General features: G+C 56.2%; 24 protein-coding genes. 19 read left to right on the plus strand and 5 right to left on the minus strand.

The genetic code is table 11. The features are described from left to right. The first annotated feature begins 24 nt into the window (after positions 1-24). The 13 genes from nuoG to BSK21_RS04770 all read left to right on the plus strand — a co-directional run bounded on the left by nuoG (position 25) and on the right by BSK21_RS04770 (position 13673). The gene (nuoG, locus tag BSK21_RS04710; protein ID WP_067549207.1) at positions 25-2046 is read left to right on the plus strand and encodes an NADH-quinone oxidoreductase subunit NuoG; all 2022 of its coding nucleotides are present in this window, start codon (positions 25-27) and stop codon (positions 2044-2046) included. Between the two features lie 39 nt (positions 2047-2085). After that, positions 2086-2442, plus strand: coding sequence for a hypothetical protein (locus BSK21_RS04715; RefSeq protein WP_231924775.1), 357 nt, complete (start codon positions 2086-2088; stop codon positions 2440-2442). A 10-nt stretch (positions 2443-2452) separates the two neighbouring features. Continuing rightward, positions 2453-3490 carry an NADH-quinone oxidoreductase subunit NuoH gene (nuoH, locus tag BSK21_RS04720; RefSeq protein WP_067549197.1) on the plus strand — a complete coding sequence of 346 codons (1038 nt, stop codon included), beginning with the start codon at positions 2453-2455 and terminating at the stop codon, positions 3488-3490. 3 nt (positions 3491-3493) lie between these two features. Beyond that, positions 3494-3988, plus strand: coding sequence for an NADH-quinone oxidoreductase subunit NuoI (gene nuoI / locus BSK21_RS04725; protein WP_067549194.1), 495 nt, complete (start codon positions 3494-3496; stop codon positions 3986-3988). Beyond that, the gene (locus BSK21_RS04730; RefSeq protein WP_067549191.1) at positions 3985-4398 is read left to right on the plus strand and encodes a carboxymuconolactone decarboxylase family protein; all 414 of its coding nucleotides are present in this window, start codon (positions 3985-3987) and stop codon (positions 4396-4398) included. The genes nuoI and BSK21_RS04730 overlap by 4 nt, the downstream gene beginning before the upstream one ends. Beyond that, positions 4395-5000, plus strand: a complete 606-nt coding sequence (locus tag BSK21_RS04735; protein ID WP_067549188.1) for an NADH-quinone oxidoreductase subunit J — start codon at positions 4395-4397, stop codon at positions 4998-5000. Before BSK21_RS04730 ends, BSK21_RS04735 begins: the two co-directional genes overlap by 4 nt. 40 nt (positions 5001-5040) lie before the next feature. Further along, positions 5041-5343 (plus strand): NADH-quinone oxidoreductase subunit NuoK, encoded by a 303-nt coding sequence (gene nuoK / locus BSK21_RS04740; protein ID WP_074038967.1) that lies wholly within the window; start codon positions 5041-5043, stop codon positions 5341-5343. A gap of 6 nt (positions 5344-5349) precedes the next feature. Further along, positions 5350-7470: an NADH-quinone oxidoreductase subunit L gene (nuoL, locus tag BSK21_RS04745; RefSeq protein WP_067549182.1), complete on the plus strand. Its 2121-nt coding sequence runs from the start codon at positions 5350-5352 to the stop codon at positions 7468-7470. Then, the gene (locus BSK21_RS04750; RefSeq protein WP_074038968.1) at positions 7470-9023 is read left to right on the plus strand and encodes an NADH-quinone oxidoreductase subunit M; all 1554 of its coding nucleotides are present in this window, start codon (positions 7470-7472) and stop codon (positions 9021-9023) included. The genes nuoL and BSK21_RS04750 overlap by 1 nt, the downstream gene beginning before the upstream one ends. 12 nt (positions 9024-9035) lie before the next feature. Continuing rightward, positions 9036-10472 carry an NADH-quinone oxidoreductase subunit NuoN gene (nuoN, locus tag BSK21_RS04755; protein ID WP_074038969.1) on the plus strand — a complete coding sequence of 479 codons (1437 nt, stop codon included), beginning with the start codon at positions 9036-9038 and terminating at the stop codon, positions 10470-10472. 67 nt (positions 10473-10539) lie between these two features. After that, a complete protein-coding gene (locus BSK21_RS04760; protein ID WP_067549712.1) occupies positions 10540-11223 on the plus strand; it encodes a biotin--[acetyl-CoA-carboxylase] ligase in 684 nt (227 codons plus the stop codon). Positions 11224-11235: 12 nt separating this feature from the next. After that, a complete protein-coding gene (locus BSK21_RS04765; protein WP_067549176.1) occupies positions 11236-12009 on the plus strand; it encodes a type III pantothenate kinase in 774 nt (257 codons plus the stop codon). Further along, a complete protein-coding gene (locus BSK21_RS04770; protein ID WP_067549173.1) occupies positions 12006-13673 on the plus strand; it encodes a ribonuclease J in 1668 nt (555 codons plus the stop codon). Before BSK21_RS04765 ends, BSK21_RS04770 begins: the two co-directional genes overlap by 4 nt. Positions 13674-13726: 53 nt before the next feature. Here BSK21_RS04770 and BSK21_RS04775 read toward each other — a convergent pair whose 3' ends face one another. The 4 genes from BSK21_RS04775 to BSK21_RS04790 form a co-directional block, all read right to left on the minus strand. Continuing rightward, a complete protein-coding gene (locus tag BSK21_RS04775; RefSeq protein ID WP_067549171.1) occupies positions 13727-15211 on the minus strand; it encodes a DEAD/DEAH box helicase in 1485 nt (494 codons plus the stop codon). Positions 15212-15356: 145 nt separating this feature from the next. Continuing rightward, the gene (locus BSK21_RS04780) at positions 15357-16964 is read right to left on the minus strand and encodes a peptide chain release factor 3 (protein WP_067549169.1); all 1608 of its coding nucleotides are present in this window, start codon (positions 16962-16964) and stop codon (positions 15357-15359) included. Between the two features lie 47 nt (positions 16965-17011). Then, on the minus strand, positions 17012-18196 hold the full coding sequence (locus BSK21_RS04785) for a globin-coupled sensor protein (RefSeq protein WP_067549166.1): 1185 nt from the start codon (positions 18194-18196) through the stop codon (positions 17012-17014). Between the two features lie 94 nt (positions 18197-18290). Then, positions 18291-19289: a Hint domain-containing protein gene (locus BSK21_RS04790; RefSeq protein WP_067549163.1), complete on the minus strand. Its 999-nt coding sequence runs from the start codon at positions 19287-19289 to the stop codon at positions 18291-18293. A 117-nt stretch (positions 19290-19406) separates the two neighbouring features. Between BSK21_RS04790 and BSK21_RS04795 the strand changes: the two genes are divergently transcribed. Both BSK21_RS04795 and BSK21_RS04800 read left to right on the plus strand, forming a co-directional pair. Then, the gene (locus BSK21_RS04795) at positions 19407-20186 is read left to right on the plus strand and encodes an SDR family oxidoreductase (RefSeq protein WP_067549160.1); all 780 of its coding nucleotides are present in this window, start codon (positions 19407-19409) and stop codon (positions 20184-20186) included. Positions 20187-20265: 79 nt separating this feature from the next. After that, positions 20266-21348, plus strand: a complete 1083-nt coding sequence (locus tag BSK21_RS04800; RefSeq protein ID WP_067549157.1) for an ABC transporter ATP-binding protein — start codon at positions 20266-20268, stop codon at positions 21346-21348. Here BSK21_RS04800 and BSK21_RS04805 read toward each other — a convergent pair. Then, positions 21338-22000 (minus strand): YafY family protein, encoded by a 663-nt coding sequence (locus tag BSK21_RS04805; protein ID WP_067549153.1) that lies wholly within the window; start codon positions 21998-22000, stop codon positions 21338-21340. The genes BSK21_RS04800 and BSK21_RS04805 overlap by 11 nt on opposite strands. A 178-nt stretch (positions 22001-22178) precedes the next feature. On the opposite strand from BSK21_RS04805, the gene BSK21_RS04810 reads away from it, so the two are divergent. Genes BSK21_RS04810 through BSK21_RS04825 form a run of 4 tightly spaced genes read left to right on the plus strand, consistent with a single transcriptional unit; the run spans position 22179 to position 24537 of the window. Beyond that, positions 22179-22394, plus strand: a complete 216-nt coding sequence (locus BSK21_RS04810; protein ID WP_067549150.1) for a twin-arginine translocase TatA/TatE family subunit — start codon at positions 22179-22181, stop codon at positions 22392-22394. Positions 22395-22415: 21 nt separating this feature from the next. After that, positions 22416-22850: a Sec-independent protein translocase protein TatB gene (tatB, locus tag BSK21_RS04815; RefSeq protein WP_067549147.1), complete on the plus strand. Its 435-nt coding sequence runs from the start codon at positions 22416-22418 to the stop codon at positions 22848-22850. Continuing rightward, positions 22847-23701 carry a twin-arginine translocase subunit TatC gene (tatC, locus tag BSK21_RS04820; RefSeq protein WP_067549144.1) on the plus strand — a complete coding sequence of 285 codons (855 nt, stop codon included), beginning with the start codon at positions 22847-22849 and terminating at the stop codon, positions 23699-23701. The genes tatB and tatC overlap by 4 nt, the downstream gene beginning before the upstream one ends. Then, positions 23698-24537 carry an ATP-binding protein gene (locus BSK21_RS04825; protein WP_067549141.1) on the plus strand — a complete coding sequence of 280 codons (840 nt, stop codon included), beginning with the start codon at positions 23698-23700 and terminating at the stop codon, positions 24535-24537. Before tatC ends, BSK21_RS04825 begins: the two co-directional genes overlap by 4 nt. The last annotated feature ends 40 nt before the right edge of the window (positions 24538-24577 follow it).

Here is a 24577-nt window from a genome sequence, read left to right on the forward strand (position 1 = left end):
GCGACAAGAACCAAAAGGCTGGCCATGTCCGATCTTAAGAAAATCATCATCGACGGGATTGAGGTAGAAGTGCCCGGTGCCATGACCCTGATTCAAGCCTGTGAAGAGGCTGGGGTTGAAGTTCCGCGTTTCTGCTATCACGAGCGTTTGTCCATCGCGGGCAACTGCCGCATGTGCCTCGTTGAGGTGGTCGGCGGCCCGCCGAAACCTGCGGCTTCCTGTGCGATGCAGGTCAAAGACTTGCGCCCTGGCCCTGAGGGTCAGCCGCCTGTTGTGAAAACCAACAGCCCGATGGTTAAGAAGGCGCGTGAAGGTGTGATGGAGTTTCTCCTGATCAACCACCCGCTGGACTGCCCGATCTGTGACCAAGGTGGCGAATGCGACCTTCAGGATCAGGCGATGGCCTATGGCGTCGACTTCTCGCGCTACCGCGAACCCAAGCGTGCGTCGGACGACCTGAACCTCGGTCCTCTCGTTGAAACACACATGACCCGTTGTATTTCGTGCACCCGCTGCGTGCGCTTTACCACCGAGGTCGCTGGTATCACGCAGATGGGCCAAACCGGCCGTGGCGAAGATGCAGAGATTACATCGTACCTGAACCAGACGCTCGACTCGAACATGCAGGGCAACATCGTTGACCTCTGCCCCGTTGGTGCTCTGGTTTCGAAGCCTTACTCGTTCACCGCTCGCCCGTGGGAACTGACCAAGACCGAAACCATCGACGTGATGGATGCGCTTGGTTCGAACATTCGCGTTGATACCAAAGGCCGCAAGGTCATGCGTATTTTGCCGCGCAACCATGACGGCGTGAACGAAGAGTGGATTTCGGACAAGTCGCGTTACGTTTGGGACGGCCTGAGCCGCCAGCGTCTCGATACACCTTATATTCGTGAGAACGGCAAGCTGCGTAAAGCGGGCTGGGACGAAGCACTGACCGCTGTTGCTGCAGCGATGAAGGGCAAGAAAGTCGCTGGTCTGATTGGTGATCTGGCGAACGTCGAATCCGCATTCAGCCTCAAAACCCTGATCGAAGGTCTGGGCGGCAAGGTTGAGGCACGTACCGATAAGGCGCGTCTGCCTGCTGGCAACCGCTCTGCATATGTCGGCACCGCGCTGATCGAAGACATCGATCACGCTGATAATATTTTCATGATCGGTACCAACCCACGTGTTGAAGCGCCGGTTCTGAACTCCCGTATCCGCAAAGCGTGGCTGCGTGGCGCAACCGTTGGTCTGGTGGGTGAAGCTGTCGATCTGACTTACGATTACACCCACGTGGGCACCGATCGCGCAGCGCTTGAACAGCTGATGGCGATGGACCACTCTGACAAACAAGGCACCAATGGTGTCATTATCGTTGGTCAGGGCGCATTGAACGAAGCTGATGGTGAGGCTGTTCTGGCTGTTGCACAATCGCTTGCTGAAAAGGGCGGTGCTAAACTTCTCGTGCTGCACACTGCTGCGGCTCGCGTTGGTGCGCTGGACGTAAACGCTGTGACCGAAGGTGGCCTTGAGGCTGCTCTTGATGGCGCGGAAGTTGTCTACAACCTCGGCGCTGACGAAGTTGAGATCGGTGACGGCGCATTTGTGATTTACCAAGGTTCGCATGGCGACCGTGGCGCTCATCGCGCTGACATCATCCTGCCGGGTGCTGCTTACACCGAAGAAAACGGTCTCTTTGTGAACACCGAAGGTCGTCCGCAGCTCGCAATGCGCGCGGCATTTGCACCTGGTGAAGCAAAAGAGAACTGGGCGATCCTGCGTGCACTGTCCGCAGAGCTGGGCGCAACCCTTCCGTGGGATTCACTGGCTCAACTGCGTCAGGCACTGGTCGCTGCGGTCCCGCATTTGGCTGATATCGACGTTGTCGCTGAAAACGCTTGGGCTCCGCTTCCTTTGGCGAAGCTGGGCAAAGCGACCTTCCGCAACGCAGTTAAAGATTTCTACCTGACCAACCCGATTGCTCGGTCGTCTGCATTGATGGCTGAACTTTCGGCAGCGGCCAAGGCTCGCGCCGAATCGACCAAGGTCGCGGCGGAGTAAAAAAACATGAGAGCCATCGTCATATCGGCGTTGGCTCTTATGGGGTGCACCGCATCCCACGACACTGGAGCAGGGCAGGGACCATCGGTCCCAACTTACAAAGGTGTCGAAACACGGCTCTTAGACGGCGACCTTGTTGGTTTTAAGGTTGCAATGACAGGGGCAAGGGGGCCAGAGGACGTAGAACGCTACGCCCGATGTGCCGCCGCACAATACACGCTGATCCGTGGATACGGGTTTGCACGACACGTTCGCACTCTAGTCGATGAAGAGGCTGGAACTTGGGTCGCGGATGCTGTTTACACCATCTCGCCGGCGCTACCGCGCGGGTTAAGAACAATAGACGCCGAAGTTACGGTGGCCGATTGCGGCGCATCGGGCATACCGACGGTGTAAGGGGACGAATATGGTTGAATTTTTCACCACGACCAACCTTGGGATCCTTCTGCTGACAGTGGGTCAGTGCCTTTTGGTTCTGGTACCGCTTCTGGTGGCTTTGGCCTTCCTGATGTACGCCGACCGCAAGGTCTGGGCTGCGGTGCAGATGCGTAAGGGCCCGAACATCGTAGGTGCGTTTGGTCTGCTGCAATCCTTTGCGGACTTTATCAAATATATCGTGAAGGAAATTGTCGTGCCGGCTGGCGCTGACAAATTCGTCTTCTTCCTCGCGCCACTGATTTCGTTCGTGATGGCCGTGATCGCGTGGGCGGTGATCCCGTTCAACGACGGTTGGGTCCTCGCTGACATCAACGTCGCGATCCTCTACGTCTTTGCGATCTCGTCGCTCGAAGTTTATGGCGTGATTATGGGCGGTTGGGCGTCGAACTCCAAATACCCGTTCCTCGGCTCGCTACGTTCGGCTGCACAGATGATCTCTTATGAGGTCTCGATCGGTCTGATTATTATCGGTGTGATTATCTCGACCGGTTCCATGAACTTTGGCGACATCGTTCGTGCGCAAGACGGCTACGGCATCCTTTCGTGGTACTTCATCCCGCACTTCCCGATGTTGTTCCTCTTCTTCATCTCGGCATTGGCTGAAACCAACCGTCCGCCGTTCGACCTTCCCGAGGCGGAATCGGAACTGGTTGCCGGTTATCAGGTTGAATATTCTTCGACCCCGTTCCTTCTGTTCATGATCGGCGAGTTGACCGCTGTTGTGCTGATGTGTGCGTTGGTGTCTCTGTTGTTCCTTGGCGGCTGGTTGTCGCCCGTAGAATTCCTGCCCGATGGCATCCTCTGGATGGTCGCTAAAATGGTATTCTGCTTCTTCATCTTCGCGATGGTTAAGGCCATCACTCCTCGTTACCGTTACGACCAACTGATGCGTCTGGGCTGGAAAGTGTTCCTGCCGATGTCTCTGGCTTGGGTCGTTCTGGTGTCGTTCCTCGCTAAATTCGAAGTCCTCGGTGGGTTCTGGGCCCGCTGGGTGATTGGAGGCTAATCCATGACGCAGATCGATTACGGCCGCGCGGCCAAATATTTCCTGCTCGCTGACTTCATCAAAGGCTTCCGTCTCGGGTTCAAATACTTCTTCGCGCCCAAGGCGACGTTGAACTACCCGCACGAAAAGGGCCCGCTTTCGCCGCGTTTCCGTGGTGAACACGCGCTGCGTCGTTATCCCAACGGCGAAGAGCGTTGCATCGCATGTAAACTCTGCGAAGCGATTTGCCCGGCTCAGGCGATCACCATTGACGCGGAACCCCGCGAAGATGGCTCGCGCCGCACCACGCGCTACGACATCGACATGACTAAATGCATCTACTGCGGCTTCTGCCAAGAAGCCTGCCCAGTTGACGCAATCGTCGAAGGTCCGAACTTTGAATTCTCGACTGAAACCCGCGAAGAGCTGTTCTACGACAAGGCGAAACTCCTGTCGAACGGCGACCGTTGGGAAGCCGAGATTGCGCGTAACCTCGAAATGGATGCGCCTTACCGATGACCTCTGGATCTAACCCTTTTGAAGCCATGATGAAGGCGGGGCAGGACTGGGCAAAATCGCTCAACCCTGCGCTTGAGTCGTTTATGCCCAAAGGGTTTGAGACCATGTGGCCCACCATGTCTGCGGATATGATGGAAGCAACTATGGGCAAGACCTTTAATCCTGAAGGTCTGGATGCCAAAACCCGTCTGCTTTTGACCCTGACCGGATTGACGATCATGGGTGCCCAAGCCGACGCACAGATCCGCCTGACTGTCCGCCATGCGCGCGAGGCAGGGGCCACCAAACAGGAGATCGCTGAGACCATTGCACAATCCGCAATGTTCGGAGGCGTTCCCGCAATGACCAAAGCCATGACACTCGCGAACGAGGTTATGGAAGAGGACGCTAAAAAGGACCGGGACGAATGAGTGTAGCCGCTATCGCCTTTTATTGTTTTGCGCTGACCACCGTTGCAGGCGGCCTGTTCACAGTCGTGAGCCGGAACCCTGTCCATTCGGTTCTCTGGCTAATCTTGTCGTTCCTCTCTTCGGCGGGGCTTTTTGTTCTGCTGGGCGCGGAATTCATCGCGATGCTCTTGATGATCGTTTACGTCGGTGCGGTCGCAGTTCTGTTCCTCTTTGTGGTCATGATGCTCGACATCGACTTTGCCGAGTTGAAAGCAGAGATGGCGAAATATATGCCGCTCGCGCTTCTCATCGGTGTGATCATCCTCCTGCAGCTTGCGATGGCTTACGGCTCTTGGGCATATTCGGACGGTTTCGAAACCCGTCTGGCCGCACCGCAGGGCGATATGCAAAACACCGCCGCGCTGGGTCTCTTGGTCTACGACAAATACATCATGCTATTCCAACTGGCAGGTCTAATCCTGTTGGTCGCGATGATCGGGGCCATCGTGCTGACCCTGCGCCACCGCCAAAACATCAAACGTCAAGACGTTCTTGCCCAGCTTTACCGTGATCCGGCCAAAGCAATGGAGCTGAAAGACATCAAACCGGGGCAGGGGCTGTAATGCCAAAATTCGCGAAAAACAAAAGCGAGGGACGGAAGAAATGATCGGAATTGAACACTATCTCACAGTTGCTGCGGCACTGTTCGTCATCGGGATTTTCGGGCTGTTCTTGAACCGCAAGAACATCATCATCCTGCTGATGTCGATTGAATTGATCCTTTTGTCGGTCAATATCAACTTCGTCGCTTTCTCGTCCTTCCTGAACGATCTGGTTGGTCAGGTGTTCACCCTCTTCGTGCTGACCGTTGCTGCTGAAGCGGCGATCGGCCTCGCGATCCTCGTCTGTTTCTTCCGCAACCGCGGGACCATCGACGTTGAAGACGTCAACGTGATGAAAGGCTGATCCGACATGGAAAAGTTTATCCTTCTTGCCCCCTTTGTCGGGTCGCTTATCGCGGGTTTCGGCTGGCGCTTTATCGGTGAAAAGGGCGCTCAGTGGCTGACCACTGGCATCCTGTTCCTCTGTGCTGCGCTAAGCTGGGTGCTGTTCTTGAATTTTGACGGCCAAGCCTACACGATCCACCTGCTGGACTGGATCAACTCTGGCACCCTGAGCACCGATTGGGCGATCCGTATCGACCGCCTGACCGTTATCATGCTGATCGTTGTGAACACAGTTTCGTCGCTCGTGCACCTCTATTCCATGGGCTACATGGCACATGACGAAAACTGGGGTCATCACGAACACTACAAGGCTCGTTTCTTTGCCTATCTGTCGTTCTTTACCTTCGCCATGCTCATGCTGGTTACGTCTGACAACCTCGTTCAGATGTTCTTTGGCTGGGAAGGCGTGGGCGTCGCATCCTATTTGCTGATCGGTTTCTATTACAAAAAGCCGTCTGCAAACGCTGCTGCGATGAAGGCCTTCGTTGTAAACCGCGTTGGTGACTTCGGCTTTGCTCTGGGTATCTTTGGTCTCTACATGCTGACCGACAGCATCCAGTTCGACGTGATCTTTGATAACGCGCCACATCTGGCTGAAACCCAGCTTCACTTCTTGTGGAGCGATTGGAACGCTGCAAACCTGCTGGCCTTCCTGCTCTTTGTTGGTGCGATGGGTAAATCGGCTCAGCTGATCCTGCACACTTGGCTGCCTGATGCGATGGAAGGTCCGACACCTGTTTCGGCTCTGATCCACGCTGCAACAATGGTGACCGCAGGTGTGTTCCTCGTTTGCCGCATGTCGCCTCTGTTCGAATACGCACCGGAAACCAAATCGTTCATCATGTACTTGGGCGCTGCGACCGCATTCTTTGCGGCAACCGTCGGCCTCGTTCAGAACGACATCAAGCGCGTAATCGCATATTCGACCTGTTCGCAGCTGGGCTACATGTTTGTTGCGGCTGGCGCGGGTATCTACGGCGCTGCGATGTTCCACCTGTTCACACACGCGTTCTTTAAGGCGATGTTGTTCCTCGGCGCTGGTTCGGTCATCCACGCGATGCACCACGAACAGGACATGCGGAACTACGGTAACCTGCGGAAGAAAATCCCGTTCACCTTCTGGGCGATGATGATCGGCACGCTGGCCATTACAGGTGTTGGTATCCCGCTGACCTACTACGGTTTCGCTGGCTTCCTCTCCAAAGACGCGATTATCGAGAGCGCTTATGCTTCGGGCAACGGTTTTGCCTTCTGGGCACTTGTTATCGCCGCTCTGTTCACCTCGTTCTACTCGTGGCGCCTGATGTTCATGACCTTCTACGGCCAAGAACGTGGGGATCATCACGCACATGAACACGCACACGAAAGCCCGCTGGTTATGCTGGTGCCGCTCGGTGTTCTTGCAATGGGCGCGATCTTTGCTGGTATGATCTGGCTGAAGCCGTTCTTTGGTGACCACGAAAAGATGACCGAATTCTTCGGAATGCCGCACCATGTTGCTGCAACTGAAGAGGGCGCTGCAACCGATCACGCTGCACCTGCAGCGGAACACGGCGCGACTGACGCGGCCCATGGTGAGGTCGCTGCAGATGCGTCGCACGCAGCAATGGCCGCAGAACATCACGGTGCAGAGCGTGGCGCGATTTACATGTCGGACGCTTCAAACGAAGTTCTCGACGCTGCGCACCACTCGCCGGTTTGGGTCAAGGTTAGCCCGTTCATTGCGATGCTGATCGGTTTCGTCACCGCTTGGGTGATGTATATCCGCAAGCCGCACCTGCCAGCACAGCTGGCAGCGAACCAGGCTCCGCTTTACAACTTCTTGCTCAACAAATGGTACTTCGACGAGCTGTATGACTTCGTTTTTGTCCAGCCTGCCAAGGCCATCGGTCGCTTCTTCTGGAAACGCGGTGACGAGCAAACAATCGACGGCGGGATCAACGGTCTTGCGATGGGTATTGTGCCCTTCCTGACCAAACTCGCAGGCCGCGCCCAGTCCGGTTACGTCTTTACTTACGCCTTCGCGATGGTTCTGGGCATCGCGGTCATTCTGACCTGGGTGACGCTCACCGGGGGATCGCACTAATGGAAAATCTTCTTTCGATCGTAACCTTCATCCCGCTCTTGGCCGCGGCCATTCTGGCCCTGTTCCTGCGTGGGGACGATGAAGGCGCCCGTAAGAACGCCAAATGGGTGGCGATGATCGCGACCGTTGCGACCTTCCTTGTCTCGCTGTTTATTCTGACTGGTTTCGATCCGTCGAACACTGGAATGCAGTTCGTCGAAGACCGCGAGTGGCTCTTTGGTCTGCACTATAAAATGGGTGTAGACGGTATTTCGCTTCTGTTCGTGATGCTCTCGACCTTCCTCATGCCTTTGGTGATCTGGTCGGCATGGGATGTGACGCACCGCACCAAAGAATACATGATCGCGTTCCTGATGCTGGAAACGCTGATGCTCGGCGTGTTCATGGCGCTTGATCTGGTCCTGTTCTACGTTTTCTTTGAGGCAGGCTTGATCCCGATGTTCCTGATGATCGGTATCTGGGGTGGTAAGAACCGCATTTACGCGTCGTTCAAGTTCTTCCTTTACACCTTCCTCGGCTCTGTGCTGATGCTGGTTGCGATGGTTGCGATGTATGCAGACGCGGGCACCATGGATATCCCGACCCTGATGACCCACGAATTCTCGACCGCTGGTTTCTCGGTGCTCGGTATTCAGGTGGTTGGCGGTCTTCAGACTATGCTGTTCCTTGCGTTCTTCGCGTCCTTCGCCGTGAAAATGCCGATGTGGCCTGTTCACACTTGGTTGCCTGACGCACACGTTCAAGCACCGACCGCTGGTTCCGTTGTTCTGGCTGCTATCCTGTTGAAGATGGGTGGCTACGGCTTCCTGCGCTTCTCGCTTCCGATGTTCCCCGTTGGCTCTGCCGTGATGGGTGATCTAGTTCTCTGGATGTCTGCGATTGCGATCGTTTACACCTCGCTCGTTGCGCTGGTCCAAGAGGACATGAAAAAGCTGATCGCTTATTCGTCGGTTGCACACATGGGCTACGTGACTATGGGCATCTTTGCGATGAACCAGCAGGGTATCGACGGTGCGATCTTCCAGATGATCAGCCACGGGTTTATCTCTGGCGCACTGTTCCTCTGCGTAGGCGTGATTTACGACCGCATGCACACCCGTGACATCGACGCATACGGTGGTCTCGTGAACCGGATGCCGGCTTACGCGCTGCTGTTCATGTTCTTCACAATGGCTAACGTTGGTCTGCCGGGTACGTCGGGCTTTGTCGGTGAATTCCTAACGCTCATGGGTATCTTCCAAGTAAACACTTGGGTGGCTGCTGTAGCGGCGCTCGGCGTGATCTTCTCGGCGGCTTATGCGCTGTGGCTTTACCGCCGCGTCGTCATGGGTGAGCTGATCAAGGAAAGCCTCAAATCCATCACCGACATGACTGGCCGTGAAAAGATGATCTTTGCACCGCTCGTCATCATGACCTTGCTCTTGGGTATCTACCCGAGCCTCGTGACCGACCTCATCGGGCCGAGCGTTGAAGCACTGGTTCACCACGTCCACACCGCCATCGAGGCGAGCGACCTAACCGTCGCCGCTGTGGCCGAAGTCGCTGCACACTAAGGAGCCGGACAAATGATCTCGAGCGATATCCAAATCGTCCTTCCGGAAATCATCCTAGCGCTCTTTGCGATGGGTGCACTGCTGGGTGCAGTCTACACCGGCAAAGACAAAACCGCGTCTTTCCTGACATGGCTCACCGCTGGTGTGTTCCTCGTGCTCGGCGCGTGGATTGGCCTAAATGGGCAGGGCACACAAGAAGCCTTCGGTGGTATGTTCATCAACGACAGCTTCTCGCGCTTTGCCAAGGTTGTGATCCTGTTCTCGGCAGCTGCGGTTCTGATCGTCAGCATCGATTACATGGCGAAACGCGACCTTCTGCGCTTTGAGTATCCGATCCTCGTTGCCCTCGCGACTGTGGGTATGATGGTCATGGTTTCGGCTGGTGACTTGATGTCCCTCTATATGGGCCTCGAACTGCAATCGCTCGCTCTCTACGTCGTGGCTTCGCTGCGTCGTGACAGTGCGAAATCGACTGAAGCTGGTCTGAAGTACTTCGTCCTCGGCGCTCTGTCTTCCGGTCTGCTGCTCTACGGTGCATCGCTCACCTACGGCTTTGCTGGCACCACGCTGTTCTCGGGAATCCTGACTGCTGTTGGTCATGACGTCTCCATCGGCCTGCTGTTCGGCATGGTCTTCATGATGTCGGGTTTCGCTTTCAAGGTATCGGCAGCGCCATTCCACATGTGGACCCCTGACGTTTACGAAGGTTCCCCGACCCCAGTGACTGCGTTCTTTGCGACCGCACCCAAAGTCGCTGCGATGGGCCTGTTCGCGCGTGTTGTTTATGATGCCTTCGGTGGTGTTGTTGGCGACTGGCAGCAGATCGTGATGATGCTCTCGATCCTGTCGATGTTCGTCGGTGCAATCGCTGCGATCGGTCAGACCAATATCAAACGTCTGATGGCTTACTCCTCGATCGCTCACATGGGTTTTGCCCTGATGGGGCTGGCTGCTGGCACCGCAATGGGCGTCGAAGCAATGCTGGTCTACATGTCGATCTATGTGACCATGAATATCGGTACATTCGCCTTCATTCTGTCGATGGAAAAAGACGGCAAACCAGTCACCGAGATCAAAGCTCTTTCGATGTATTCGAAAAAAGAGCCGCTCAAGGCACTGGCCTTGCTGGTCCTGATGTTCTCGCTCGCGGGTGTGCCACCGATGCTTGGCTTTATGGGCAAGCTGGCTGTGTTCCGTGCAGCGCTTGAGGCCGATCTGGTCTGGCTCGCTCTGGCCGCTGGTATCGCGTCGGTGATCGGTGCGTTCTACTACCTGCGTGTCGTTTACTACATGTACTTCGGCGAAGACTCCGATGCTCTTGATGGCACCATGTCTCCCGTTGCATGGGGCATGTTGGTGGCATCCGCTGTGATCATGCTGGTTGGTATCGTGAACCTCTTTGGTATCGTGCCGATGGCAGCTGAGGCGGCGCAGGCGCTTGTCAACTGATCTAAACGCAGGGCCACGTTGGCCCACGGGCGTTGACCTTGTCGTCTTGGACGAGGTTGATAGCACAATGACCGAGGCTGCCTTACGGGCGGCCTCGATCCGTGTTCCGACATGGATTATGGCCAAACGCCAAACCGCAGGGCGGGGACGGCGTGGAAAGCAGTGGATGGACCCGCGCGGAAACCTCGCTGCGACGCTGGTCTATAAGCCCCAAGCCACACCACAGGACGCTGCCCTACGGTCGTTCCTCGCCGCGGTTGCGTTGTTTGAAACGCTGGCTTTCTGGGTGCCGCGCGAACGGCTTTCGTTGAAATGGCCGAATGATGTTTTGCTCGATGGGGGCAAGGTAGCGGGCATTTTGCTTGAAAGCAGTGGCACGGCAGAGAGTGTGAATTGGTTGTCAATCGGCGTGGGTGTGAACCTCGCGATGGTTCCTCAAGGCGTCCAAGATGCCGCATTCCCACCGGTGAGCGTTTCGTCCGCAGTGGGGCATGTGATCCGGCCCAAGGATTTTCTGAGCCTCCTTGCGACGAATTTCATTACCCAAGAAAACAAACTGACCTATTTCGGGTTCGAACGTATTCGTGCGGATTGGCTCCGCAATGCGGCGCGGCTGGGGGAAACGATCACAGCCCGCACCGCCCAAGAGACTTTGACAGGTATCTTTGATACCATCGACCGCGACGGTAATTTGGTGCTGATCACAGGGCGTGGCCCCGTTACGATCAGCGCAGCCGACGTGCATTTCTAGAGGGGGCAGGCCATGCTTTTGTGCATCGACTGTGGCAACACAAATACCGTGTTTTCTGTCTGGGATGGGCAGGACTTTATCGCGACGTGGCGGACCTCAACGGAACACCAGCGGACGGCGGACCAGTATTTTGTCTGGCTCTCGACACTGATGGCCCACCAGAAGATCAACGTAGAAATCGATCAGGTCATCATTTCGTCCACGGTCCCACGTGTGGTCTTTAACCTGCGCGTTCTGGCCGATCGTTATTTCAACTGTCGCCCGCTCGTTGTGGGTAAACCAGAATGCTTTCTCCCGCAGCAACCGCGTGTGGATGCAGGTACGACCGTTGGTCCTGACCGCTTGGTCAACTCTGCCGGTGCGTTTTCGCGGCACGGTGGGAACTTGATCGTTGTGGATTTTGGCACTGCGACCACCTTTGACGTTGTGGCAGAGGATGGTGCCTATGTGGGCGGCGTGATTGCTCCCGGTGTGAACCTCAGCCTAGAGGCACTGCACCGTGCGGCTGCGGCCTTGCCTCATGTCGATATCAGCCGTCCCCAAGCGGTGATCGGCACCAATACCGTTGCTTGTATGCAATCGGGCGTGTTCTGGGGCTATGTTGGCCTCATCAAAGAAATCTGCGCGCGCATCCGCGATGAATATGATGCGCCGATGAAAATCATCGGGACAGGCGGGCTCGCTCGTCTTTTTGAACAGGTCGATAACCTCTTCGATGTGATCGAGGATGACCTGACCATGCACGGTCTGACCGTGATCAATGATTACAATAAGGAAACTACATGAGCAGTGAACGACTGATTTACCTGCCGCTCGGCGGCGCGGGCGAGATCGGCATGAACGCCTATGTCTACGGATATGGTGCACCAGATAAGGAACGTTTGATCGTTGTCGATCTGGGCGTGACCTTCCCTGATATGGACGGGAGCCCCGGCGTTGACCTGATTTTCCCTGACATCACGTGGCTCGAAGAGCGTAAGGATCAGATCGAAGGGATCTTTATCACCCACGCGCACGAGGACCACGTGGGGGCTGTTGGCCTCTTGTGGGAACGCCTCGGCGCGCCGATTTATGCGAGGACTTTCACTGCGAATATAGCGACCCGTAAGCTGTCTGAGAAACACCTGCCCGAAGGCATCGTGCGCACTGTTGGGGCATATCCTGCGGTCACGAAATGCGGCCCGTTTACCGTTTCGGTCGTACCGATGAGCCACTCGATCCCAGAGAGCGGCGGCCTGTTGATCGAAACGCCGACCGAACGCGTGTTCCACTCGGGCGACTTCAAGATCGATAAAACGCCAGTTGTTGGTGAACCCTTTGACGAGGACATGCTGTCTGAGATCGCGAAGGGTGGCATCAAGGCGCTTGTCTGCGATTCCACCAACGTCTTTTCAGAACACGCAGGGCGGAGCGAGGCGGAACTCGCCAAACCGCTTCAGGCGTTGATCGAAGAGCAAAAAGGCATGGTCGTGGCGACCACCTTTGCGTCGAACATCGCGCGTTTGAAAACGCTGGCCGTTGCCGCGCAGAATGCGGGTCGTTCGATCTGCCTCTTGGGTCGTGCGATGCGTCGGATGGTCGAGGCAGGGATCGAGACGGGTATTCTGTCAGACTTCCCTTCCGTCATTTCGCCCGAAGATGCGGCGAGCATTCCGCGTGAAAACGTCATGCTGCTGGTCACAGGGTCCCAAGGCGAACGTCGCGCGGCCTCTGCCCAATTGTCCCAAGGCAAATACCTCGGCCTGTCTCTCAAAGAGGGCGATACGTTCATCTTTTCGTCCAAGACCATTCCGGGCAACGAACGCGGTGTGATCCGCATCATGAACGCGCTGTCGGAAAAGGGTGTTGAGGTGATTGATGATCGTGGTGGCCTCTACCACGTCTCAGGCCATGCGAACCGTCCTGATCTGAAGAAATTGCACCAGATTATGCAACCGCAAATGCTGATCCCGATGCACGGTGAACATCGCCACCTGCGAGAACATGTAAAGCTTGGCGCAGAGAGCGGGATCACGGGTGTGATTGCGGTGAACGGCACGATGGTGAACCTGTCTGCCAATCGCCCAGAGGTGTGTGGCTATGTCGAAACAGGTCGCACATACTTGGATGGTTCGGTGCAGATTGGTGCGCTTGATGGCATCGTGCGCGACCGTATCCGAATGGCGCTGAACGGTCATGTGACAGCGACGCTCATCATCGATGAACATGATGAACCGCTGGGTGATCCGTGGTGCGAATTAATGGGGCTTCCTGAAATGGGCCGCAACAACGCGCCGCTCGTTGATGTTCTCGAAGAGGACCTGAGCCAGTTCATCAACCGCGCGGATGATAAAACGCTCTTGGACGATGATGAGCTGGAAACTCAGTTGCGTCGCATCATTCGGAATTCTTGCCAGAATGAGATTGGTAAAAAGCCCGAAGTGACGATCATCATCAGCCGATTGAACTGATCGGCGAGACAATAAAAAAGCCCGCGAAGAGTGATCTTCGCGGGCTTTTTTGTTTAGGCTTTGCGGCGTTCGTCAAAGCTGAGCCGGATAAACGCGGGGGCATCGTCGCCCATTCCGATGACCTGATCGTCGCGATCACGCCGGCGGTCACGACGCTGGCCACGGTCACGATTGTTGTCTCGGTTGTTGTCGCGCTGCGGACGCTGGTCGCGCTCCACCGGCTTTTCAATGGCAGCTACGTCTTCGACGACCTCAGGGGTAGGGGCCTCAACCACCTGTTCCTGCGGTTTCACTTCGTCGTCTTTCTTGCGCGCTCCACCACGGCGGCTACGGCTGCGCTTTGGTTTGTCGTCAGACGCTTCAGGCTTGTCCTCGGACGCTTCAATTTGGCCCAGCGGGTTTTCCAGAACAGGAATGTCCTTGCCCAACAGCTTTTGAACGGCGTCAAAATTCTTTTCGTCGCGCGGTTCGCAGATCATGATCGCCTTACCGTCGCGGCCGGCGCGACCTGTGCGGCCAATACGGTGCACGTAGTCCTCTGGGTGACCCGGCACGTCAAAGTTAAAGACGTGGGTCACGGACGGCACGTCCAGACCACGAGCCGCCACATCAGAAGCCACCAAGATCTTGATCTTGCCTTCGCGGAAGGATTCAAGGGTGGAGTTCCGCTGGCTCTGGTCCAGATCGCCGTGGATCGGGGCCGAGTCATAACCATATTTGCTCAGCGATTTGTGGCAGATATCAACGTCCGACTTGCGGTTACAGAAAATCACACCGTTCTGCAGTTTATCGCCTTCAGCGTCGATCAGCGCGCGGAGGAGCTGACGTTTCTCGCTCGCTGCGCGGTCACGACGGGACCCTTTGAAATGCACGACGTGCTGTTCAATACGCTCGGACGCGGTCGCCTGACGGGCAACTTCGACCTTGGCGGGCGTGTGTAGGAAGGTATTCGTGATGCGTTCAATCTCGGGCGCCATTGTGGCCGAGAAGAACAGCGTCTGACGGGTGAACGGCGTCAGGTTAAAGATGCGTTCGATGTCAGGGATAAAGCCCATGTCGAGCATACGGTCAGCTTCGTCGACGACCATGATCTGCACGCCAGTGAGCAGCAGTTTACCGCGCTCAAAATGGTCGAGCAGACGGCCAGGGGTCGCGATCAGAACGTCAACACCACGATCGATCGCAGCGTCTTGGTCTTTGAACGACACGCCGCCGATCAACAGGGCCTTTGTGAGTTTCGTATGCTTTGCGTAAACGTCAAAGTTCTCAGCCACCTGAGCCGCCAATTCGCGGGTCGGACAAAGAACGAGTGAACGCGGCATCCGTGCACGTGCGCGACCACGACCCAGAAGGGTAATCATAGGCAGCGTGAAAGATGCGGTTTTTCCCGTGCCCGTTTGCGCAATGCCTAGAACATCGCGGCCTTCGAGGGCGGCGGGAATGGCGCCAGCCTGAATAGGGGTTGGGGTTTCGTAGCCAGCTTCGGCAACCGCCTTGAGAACCTTTGCATCAAGGTTCAGATCGGAGAATTTTGTCATATGTGTCCATAGTCGCGGCCCGTCGGGGGCCGAAGGTTATGGGACGCAACATGCCAACGCGCCCCGCGTCAATAGTTCCCGCAAGCGGGCTGCGGCCTTCTATACCGAAAACCGCCTTCAGGTCAATCGGAGCGGCATTTGCCCCTCAAACCATCATTTCCTTGGTCGCGGTCAGTTTGACATCGGGGTAATCGCGTTCCACGCGGTCGATGTCCCACTGCAGGCGGGTTAGGAACACAACATCGCCGTCGTTGTCATGGCTGATGTGCTGTTTGTTGGCTGCGATGAATTTATCGACCGCCGTTTTATCTCCCTGAACCCAACGGGCAGAGGTGAACTGCGACGGTTCAAAGCGCACGGGCAGGCCGTATTCCAACTCGATCCGGCTAGCGAGAACTTCGAACTGAAGCTGGCCGACGACGCCGACAATAAAACCAGACCCGAACGCGGGTTTGAACACCTTTGCAGCGCCTTCTTCGGCGAACTGCATGAGTGCCTTCTCAAGGTGTTTGGCCTTCATCGGGTCGCCCGCGCGGCAGTTCTGCAAAAGCTCTGGCGCGAAAGACGGGATTCCCGTGACCTTGAGGTTTTCGCCTTCGGTGAGGGTGTCACCGATGCGCAATTGCCCGTGGTTCGGAATGCCGATGATATCGCCAGCCCAAGCCTCTTCGGCCAATTCACGGTCCGAGGCGAGGAACAGAACAGGGTTCGAAATCGCCATCGGCTTCTTGGAGCGGACGTGGGTCAGCTTCATACCGCGATGGAAGTGACCAGAGGCCAAACGGACAAAGGCCACACGGTCACGGTGTTTCGGGTCCATATTCGCCTGCACCTTGAACACGAAGCCAGCGACCTTGTTTTCTTCGGGCATAACCTGACGCGGGTCAGCGGACTGCGGCTGCGGTTCGGGACCGTATTTGCCGATGCCGTCCATCAGTTCTTTGACGCCAAAAGAGTTGATCGCAGAGCCGAACCAAATCGGGGTCATGTGGCCCTCAAGGACTGCTTGATGGTTCAGTTCTGGCAGCAGTTCGCGAGCCATTTCGATCTCTTCGAGGAATTTCTCCAGAAGATGCGCTGGAATGTGTTCCTTCAGCGCGGGATCGCTGAGGCCTTTGATCTCGATGCTCTCGGCGACGCGGTTACGGTCCGCACGATCCATCAGTTCGAGACGGTCGTTAAGTAGGTCGTAACAGCCCATGAATTCTTTACCCATCCCAATGGGCCAAGACGCAGGCGTCACGTCGATCGCAAGGTTTTCCTGAATTTCGTCGATGATGTCGAACACATCGCGGCTTTCGCGGTCCATCTTGTTACAGAAGGTCAGGATCGGAAGGTCGCGTAGGCGGCACACTTCGAACAGCTTTTGGGTTTGGCTTTCCACACCCTTTGCGCCGTCGATCACCATCACGGCGGCATCAACAGCCGTCAGCGTGCGGTAGGTATCTTCGGAGAAGTCCGAGTGACCGGGGGTGTCAACGAGGTTGAACCGAAAGTTCTTAAAGTCGAACGACATCGCAGATGCGGACACGGAAATCCCGCGATCCTTTTCCATCTGCATAAAGTCCGACCGAGTGCGTCGTGCTTCGCCCTTTGCGCGGACCTGACCTGCCATCTGGATCGCACCACCGAACAACAGAAACTTTTCGGTAAGAGTGGTCTTACCAGCGTCAGGGTGTGAAATGATCGCGAACGTGCGGCGACGTGCGATCTCAGCGGGCAGGGCGGGGCGATTTGAAGCGGTATCGAGCATGCTCGTGCCTATAAGGTGACGGGCATGCCCTGACAAGTTAATCCGCGTCAGTTGGTGTCAAGACTTTCCATGCGGCGAAGGTAATCGTCCGCGGTCGCGCGGAGTGTGTGGGCCTGTTCCGCAACGTGTTCAGATCCGATGCGAGACTGATCGACGCTAGACATGATGACGCTGTTTAAAGCCTCTCCTTGAACGCGAAGCGCATCTTGGACAGAGACGGAGGCGTTGTTCACTTGAGAGACTTGTTCAGAGATCGCACCTACGCTCTTTACAGCGGAATTCGTCTCGACACGTACGGCCTCAATCAGGCTATTGATGTCTTCAGTGACTTTGGTGGTCTGCGCCGCGAGGTTTTTCACCTCACCCGCAACCACATTGAAACCGCGACCAACGGCACCTGCACGCGCCGCCTCGATTGAGGCGTTCAATGCCAACAGGTTGGTTTGGTTCGCAATATCATTGATCATCTGAACCGCTTTCGAAATATTTTCGACTTTTTGAGCTAGGCGTTCCACCTGATCCGTCGCAGTCTGGGCATATTGCGCTGCCGTTGTTGAGAGCAAAGTGGCTTTTTCCATCTCACCACGAATGCCGCTTGCGGAGTTCGACAGTTCTGATGCTGACATTGAGGCTTGTTTCACGCTGGCCGAAGTTTGTTCAGCCGCACCCGCAAGTGTCTCAACAATCTTGCCTAACGAGTCCGAGAAATCGCGGCTCATCTCGTGTTTTAGCGAGGCAGAGCGTTCGGCTGACGTCGTCAGGTAGCTGCTTAGGGACAAATCCATGTCAAAGGTCACAGCGCGACTGATCGCATCGGCCAAGGCATTGTTGCGTTTGCGGAAAAAACCACTGTGACCTGCGTGTTCGATCAGGCCGACCCTCATGTGTGTGTAGCCCGCAATTTGAAGGGAGGGTGCGAGATTGATGCGGGTATGCACCGCTGCGATGTGCTTTACCGATGCAAGGTATTCTTCGCCAAAGTCTGCGTTCGCGATGAACGTCCAGTGTTTGATGAAACTTGCACCAACACGTTCGAGACGGTTTTTTTCGCTAAGCATCGTGCCGAACGGCTGCTTATCATCAATGAATTTCAACAGGCTATCCAAGGCAAGCGGAATGGCCTTTTGAATGTTATGGTGATTTTGACGAATGAGGCCCAAGCGAGCGTCATTCAAGCCATGGTTCAAAAGCCGTTTGCGCATTTCGGCGATGTCGAGCGAGCTCGGTTCCAACGGTGCAGTCCTCGGTGCAATGTACATACGTGTCCGAGGGAACGGCGTTTATCCGAAAAAATGTAGGATTTCATTCAAATAAATTGAATATTTGTCAGCTACTCGACGCCTTACGTAAAACCTCGGCTGCGTTTTGGTGTGGCAGTAAGGTTTCGGTCACTTCGAAATCGTGGTGATGGCGATAAGTGTGACGTTGTGTGTCGACTGTTGCCGGAATGGCGGATCGGGTGCGTGGGTCGATAAGCAGGGATTCCGCAGCGATCCCTTCGGCATAGATGATTTGGTGTTCGTCAAAGAGGACTTGGAAGTAATCAACATAACCACCGTCCTGTTGGTACACGGTGTCGCCGTTAATCAGGTGGCGAACCCGCACCAAGACCTCGGCTCGACCTGCGCCCAAATGATCCTCGCGCTGGTAGATGAAGACACGGTGATCGGGCGACAGCATAAGATCATTTTCGTTGTGCAGCGTGCCCTTGCGGATGACGACGGGCGCAAACTCGCCCACAGCGCGGAGCGTTGTTTGACCGATCCAGCGCACGGATTGCGCGCCGTCGTCACGCGTTAGGACGCGGTCGCCGACCTTGAGGTCTTCGATCTTCCGCTGCTCACCTGAGGCCAGCGTAATATGAGTGCCGCGTGCAAACGATACGCAGGCCATTTCGGCAAAACGGCTCAGCGCAGCATCGCGATTAATGCCGACGAGCCGGAAATCTTTGCGAGCAGGCATGGGGGCGAGCGGAAGGATATACACCTCCTCGACGCCACCATCTTCGACTTCGACGAGAACGATGACCTCGCAAGTGGTGCTGTCGGACATCATAAGCGTCAGGCAGGAGTCGAGGTAAATCGCATTGCCCGCCGATCCGATTGCGGATTGCATCGCGACGGTCAGCGCGCCTGTTTCAGGGTCCATTGCCACCGACAAGGGTAAACGCTGCGCCGTTTCGGTGATCTGGTAGATGTCATCCATCAGCAGTTCGTCGGCAAAGCTTATCGGGTCCCCTTCGGCAACGCCATTGGTCACGACAAAATCACGGCTCCGATGAACGGGCAGGGTTTGGGACGTGTGAGCGTTTTTCAAATGAGACATAAACCAACCTTAAAACTCGTGATGCTATTGAAACGGGTAACTAGTGAATAATCTATATATTCGTCAACGAATGGGAAACATAAAGCAACCCAACAAAAAGATCAGGGAGATTGAGCTGTGGAACTAGGGATATCTGGTAAACGAGCATTGGTCTGTGGCGCTTCCAAAGGTTTGGGGCGCGGCTGTGCAGAGGCATTGGCCGAAGCAGGGGTGAATCTGGTGATCAACGCGCGGACCGCTGAGACGCTTGAACAGACGGCTGCTGAAATCCGCGCGAAATATGGTGTGACAGTAGAAACGGTTGCCTGTGACGTTACCACCTCAGAGGGGCAAAAGCAGGTGATCAATGCGGCGCAAGGTGTTGATATCCTTGTCACCAACGCCGGTGGCCCGCCTCCGGGGATGTGGTCGGATTGGAACCGCGACGATTTCATCAAAGCGCTTGATGCAAACATGTTGACGCCGGTTGCGCTAATGACCGCCCTGATGCCTGCAATGATTGAAAAAGGTTGGGGCCGCGTGGTGAACATCACCTCTCAGTCGGTGAAGGCGCCGATACCGCAATTGGGGCTGTCGAACTCTGCACGAGCGGGATTGACAGGGTTTGTTGCTGGGACATCGCGTCAAGTCGCGCCCTTTGGTGTGACGATCAACAATATGCTGCCCGGTTTGCATGACACGGATCGCGCACTCTCTCTCGATACTGGCGTGTCCAATGCCGAAGGGATCACCGTTGCCGATGCGCGTGCCAAACGCGAGGCCACCATTCCAGCGCGGCGCTATGGAACGACGACCGAATTCGGGGCTATGTGCGCGTTTCTCTGTTCGGAAAAGGCGGGCTTTATCGTGGGGCAGAACATCATGCTCGACGGGGGTGCGGCGAATATGACCATGTGATCCATGGACTTGCCCAAGGCCGGCGAGGTTGATAGGACGGGCCTATACCCGATTGAAGCTGTCGGAAATAGGAACCATCGTGCCGAACCCACCCCGCCTTGAAATCCGCAACATTCGCCGTTCGTTTGACGGACTGCCTGTTGTGGATGACGTATCGCTCTCGGTGATGCCGGGGCAGGTGACTTGCCTCTTGGGGCCGTCTGGCTGCGGTAAATCGACGACACTGCGGATCATCGCGGGTGTTGATATGCAGGACAGCGGTGAAATTTATGTCGACGGCCAATTGGTTTGCGACACAGTTTACCGTGTCCCGCCCGAAGGCCGCTCCATCGGTTTGATGTTTCAGGACTTCGCCTTGTTTCCGCATCTCAGCGTCGCGGGCAACGTTGCTTTTGGCCTCAAAGGGGACAAACAGGACCAACGCCGTCGAGTCGAGGAACTGCTCGATAAGGTCGACATGCTCCGTCATATCGACAGCTATCCGCACGAATTGTCTGGTGGGGAACAGCAGCGCGTTGCGCTAGCGCGGGCCCTGGCGCCGCGGCCTCGTATCATGCTGATGGACGAACCGTTTTCGGGCCTCGATAACCGCCTGCGAGACGGCATCCGCGATCAGACGCTAGAGGTTCTCAAGGACGAAGGCGCGGCTGTTCTGCTCGTCACCCACGAACCCGCTGAGGCTATGCGTATGGCGGATGAGATCGCGCTCATGCGCCGTGGTAAGATCGTTCAACAGGGTGCGCCCTATAACGTCTACAACGCGCCCGTAGATAAATCTGCTGCAGCTTTTTTCAGCGATATCAATGTGATACACGGTAAAGTTCAGGGTGCTTTGGTCGAAACGGCCTTTGGTCAGTTCTTTGCGCCGGGGCAGGCCGATGGCACTGATGTGGACATCGTTATTCGGCCTCAGCACCTTCGGATCGACTTTGATCGACATGGGCGCGGCCCGAACCCGACCGTTGGCGACGGCGCACCTGCGCGGGGTATCGTCACTCGTTCGCGGTTCATGGGGGCGGAGAGCCTCGTTGAGTTCAAGATGGATTTCGACGGATCCGTTTTGAAGGCTCAGGTCCCGAATGTATTCCTGCCTAAACCTGGAACGGCTCTCTGGCTTATGATGCGGCGCGATCGCTGTTTCGTTTACCCTGTTAAGAAATAGAGCGCGCCGCCCTGTAGTCCGCCAGCGTTTTGCCCGTTTCGTTCACAAAGAGCGATGGGAGTTTGCGCAGTGCCGTGATGTCCTCAATTGGCAGATCATCAAACCCACGGGTCGTTTCGCACCACACCGTGCAGGTCCAAACCCGCCCCCAATAATCCAGCCGCAAGGGCCGTACCGTGCGATCCTGTCCGTTGAGAGTTACGACCAGTTTTTGCCGCGCACGGATCGCTTGCCGAAGGGCGGGCAGGTGAACGACGCTCTGCGTGCGGCTTGTGAAGGGGTAAATGGCAAGCCCATTCGTTGTCGTATGATCCACGTCTTCGGGCAGGGCAGCATCGAGTTTGTCGGCCAAGGTCTGTGCGGCTTCGGTCAGATCGGCCTCGCCCGATTGGGCGACGGCCATAAGACCGAGGTGCAGCGCTTCAAGCTCTGCCATTGAGAGGTTCATCGCGGGCAGGGTGATCGGCGCGGTGATCCGATAGCCCGTTCCGCGAGCCCCAACCATCGGCACGCCCGAGGCCATCAGTGTTTCCATGTCGCGATAGACTGTGCGCACGGTGACGCCCGTTTTCTCAGCAATATCAACGGCACGGTGCAGATCACCGTCCCGCAAAATCCGTATCAACTGTCGCAATCGATCCGTTCGTTTCATACGGCTTTGTCGCAGCAGAATTCACTACTGACAAGTTTTTGTCACAAATATCGACAAACTTTTCAGAAACTCGCCGCCAGAAGCGATTTCGCGCTTTTCACCGCTTGGGAAACTCGCAACAGTCGGGGTCACAGAATTTTCGGGCGGCAGAGGCCGACCCGCACATAGGGAGACTATCATGCTCAACAATATCGGCCCGATGGGCCTCATCCTGATCGCAGTTGTTGTTCTGGTCATGTTTGGCCGCGGCAAAATCTCGGGCATCATGGGCGAAGTGGGTAAAGGCATCACCTCGTTCAAAAAAGGCATCAGCGAAGGCGAGAAAGAGCTGGAAGCTGCAAAAGCTGAAGCAGCGAAAGACGTCACCCCCGAGTCTGAAAAAGACAACGCCTAATCAACGCGAAGGAACGCCGCTATGTTTGGCATGGGCTGGAGCGAGATGGTCCTCATCGGCATCGTCGCGCTGATTGTGGTTGGACCGCAGGAATTGCCGGGATTGTTCCGCACCGTCGGGCAATACGTCGGTAAGGCCAAAGGGATGGCCCGCGAATTCAGCCGCGCGATGGATCAAGCGGCGGATCAGTCGGGGATGAAGGACATCAACAAAACCCTGAAGGCCGCGTCGAACCCGACGCAGTTCGGCAAGGATGCGATCAAATCGACCTTGGATACCTCTTCGCTCACACCTGAGCGAGCAGAGACCAAGGAAAAGATGGATGCAGCCATGGCGAAGGCCGCTGAAGAGCGCAAAGCCCGCGAGGCTGCCGCAGCAGAGGCCGCTCTTGACGAGGCCGAAGCAGACTTGGCCGCGCTGCGTGACCCAAGCCCCAAGACCGAGGCACAAGAATGAGCAACGCAGACGAAATCGAAGATACCTCTGCCCCGTTGATCGAACACCTTGCAGAACTGCGGTCGCGGCTGATCAAGTCGCTCGGCGCTTTCGTAGTGGCGATGGTGATCTGTTTTACTGTTTGGAACCCGATATTCGATTTCCTGACGCAACCGCTCTGTGATGCTCTGGCTGAGAACGGCCAGCAGGATTGCGGCCTCGTGATGATCGCCCTCCAAGAGGGTTTCTTTGTCGCGGTGTCAATCTCGATGCTTGGTGGTTTGGTCCTGTCGTTCCCAGTGATCAGTTACCAGCTTTGGCGGTTCGTGGCGCCTGGTCTGTATAAGTCGGAAAAGAATGCGTTCCTGCCGTTCCTTTTGGCCTCGCCGATCATGTTCATCCTCGGTGCTGCCTTTGCGTTCTACGTTATCACGCCGATGGCCTTCACGTTCTTCCTGAACTTCCAACAGGCAGGGGCGACCGCTGGGACCGAGGCAACTTCGGCAGGGATCAATTACCTCGGCTCGGCCCAGTCCTATCTGTCGTTAACGATGAAGTTCATCATCGCCTTTGGCCTCTGTTTCCAGTTGCCCGTTCTGCTGACCCTTATGGGCAAGGCGGGGTTGGTTTCTGCGAATGGTCTGCGGTCGGTTCGCAAATATGCGGTGGTCGGTATTCTGATCCTCGCTGCGATCGCGACTCCGCCTGATGTGGTGAGCCAGATTATCCTCTTCTCGGTCGTTTATGGCCTGTACGAAGTGTCGATCCAACTGGTGGCCCGTGTTGAAAAAGCGCGCATCGAACGCCTCAAGGCCGAAGGTCTGTATTTCGAGGACGATGAGGACGAAGCCGACGACGAGGCAAAGGCATGAACGACGCGACCTTAACGCGTATCGCAGAGGCGCTAGAGCGGATCGCTCCGGCGCCTTTGGCCGCTCCGGACTTTGCCGCTGCCCAAGGGTTCGTTTGGCACACCAGCCCCGACCGGCTCGAACCAGTGACCAAGGTATCGCGGGTTGATGTCTCGCTCCTCGTTGGGGTGAACAGATCGCGCGACACGTTGATGGCCAACACCGAACAGTTTGCCCGTGGGATGCCCGCCAACAACGCCCTTCTGTGGGGCGCGCGTGGTATGGGGAAATCCAGTTTGGTTAAGGCTGTGCATGGGAAGCTGGGCGAAACCTATCCCGACCTCAAGCTGATCGAGATCCAGCGCGAAGACCTTCCGTCGATTACGCGGTGCCTGAACTTGCTACGCGGCCGTCCTGAACGCTTTGTCCTGTTCTGTGACGACCTGTCGTTCAGCAATGATGATGCCCATTACAAATCGCTGAAGGCGGTGTTGGATGGCGGGATTGAGGGGCGTCCTGACAATGTGGTGCTCTATGCGACGTCGAACCGTCGCCACCTTATGCCGCGCGACATGATCGAGAACGAGCGCTCCACCGCGATCAACCCTGCGGAAGCGGTCGAAGAGAAGGTATCGCTCTCGGACCGGTTTGGTCTGTGGCTCGGTTTCCATCCGTGTTCGCAGGATGATTACCTCAATATGATCCGCGGATATTGCGCGTCCTATGGCGTCGAAATCGACGAAGAGACGCTCTGGGCCGAAGCCATCGAATGGCAAGCCACCCGAGGGAGCCGTTCTGGCCGTGTGGCGTGGCAGTATTTCACGGACCTTGCTGGGCGCAAAGGCGTGACACTCTAACGAAAACGGGCGGGGATTTCCCCGCCCGATTTATATCTTG

This window comes from Marivivens sp. JLT3646 (genome assembly GCF_001908835.1).
GTDB lineage: Bacteria > Pseudomonadota > Alphaproteobacteria > Rhodobacterales > Rhodobacteraceae > Marivivens > Marivivens geojensis.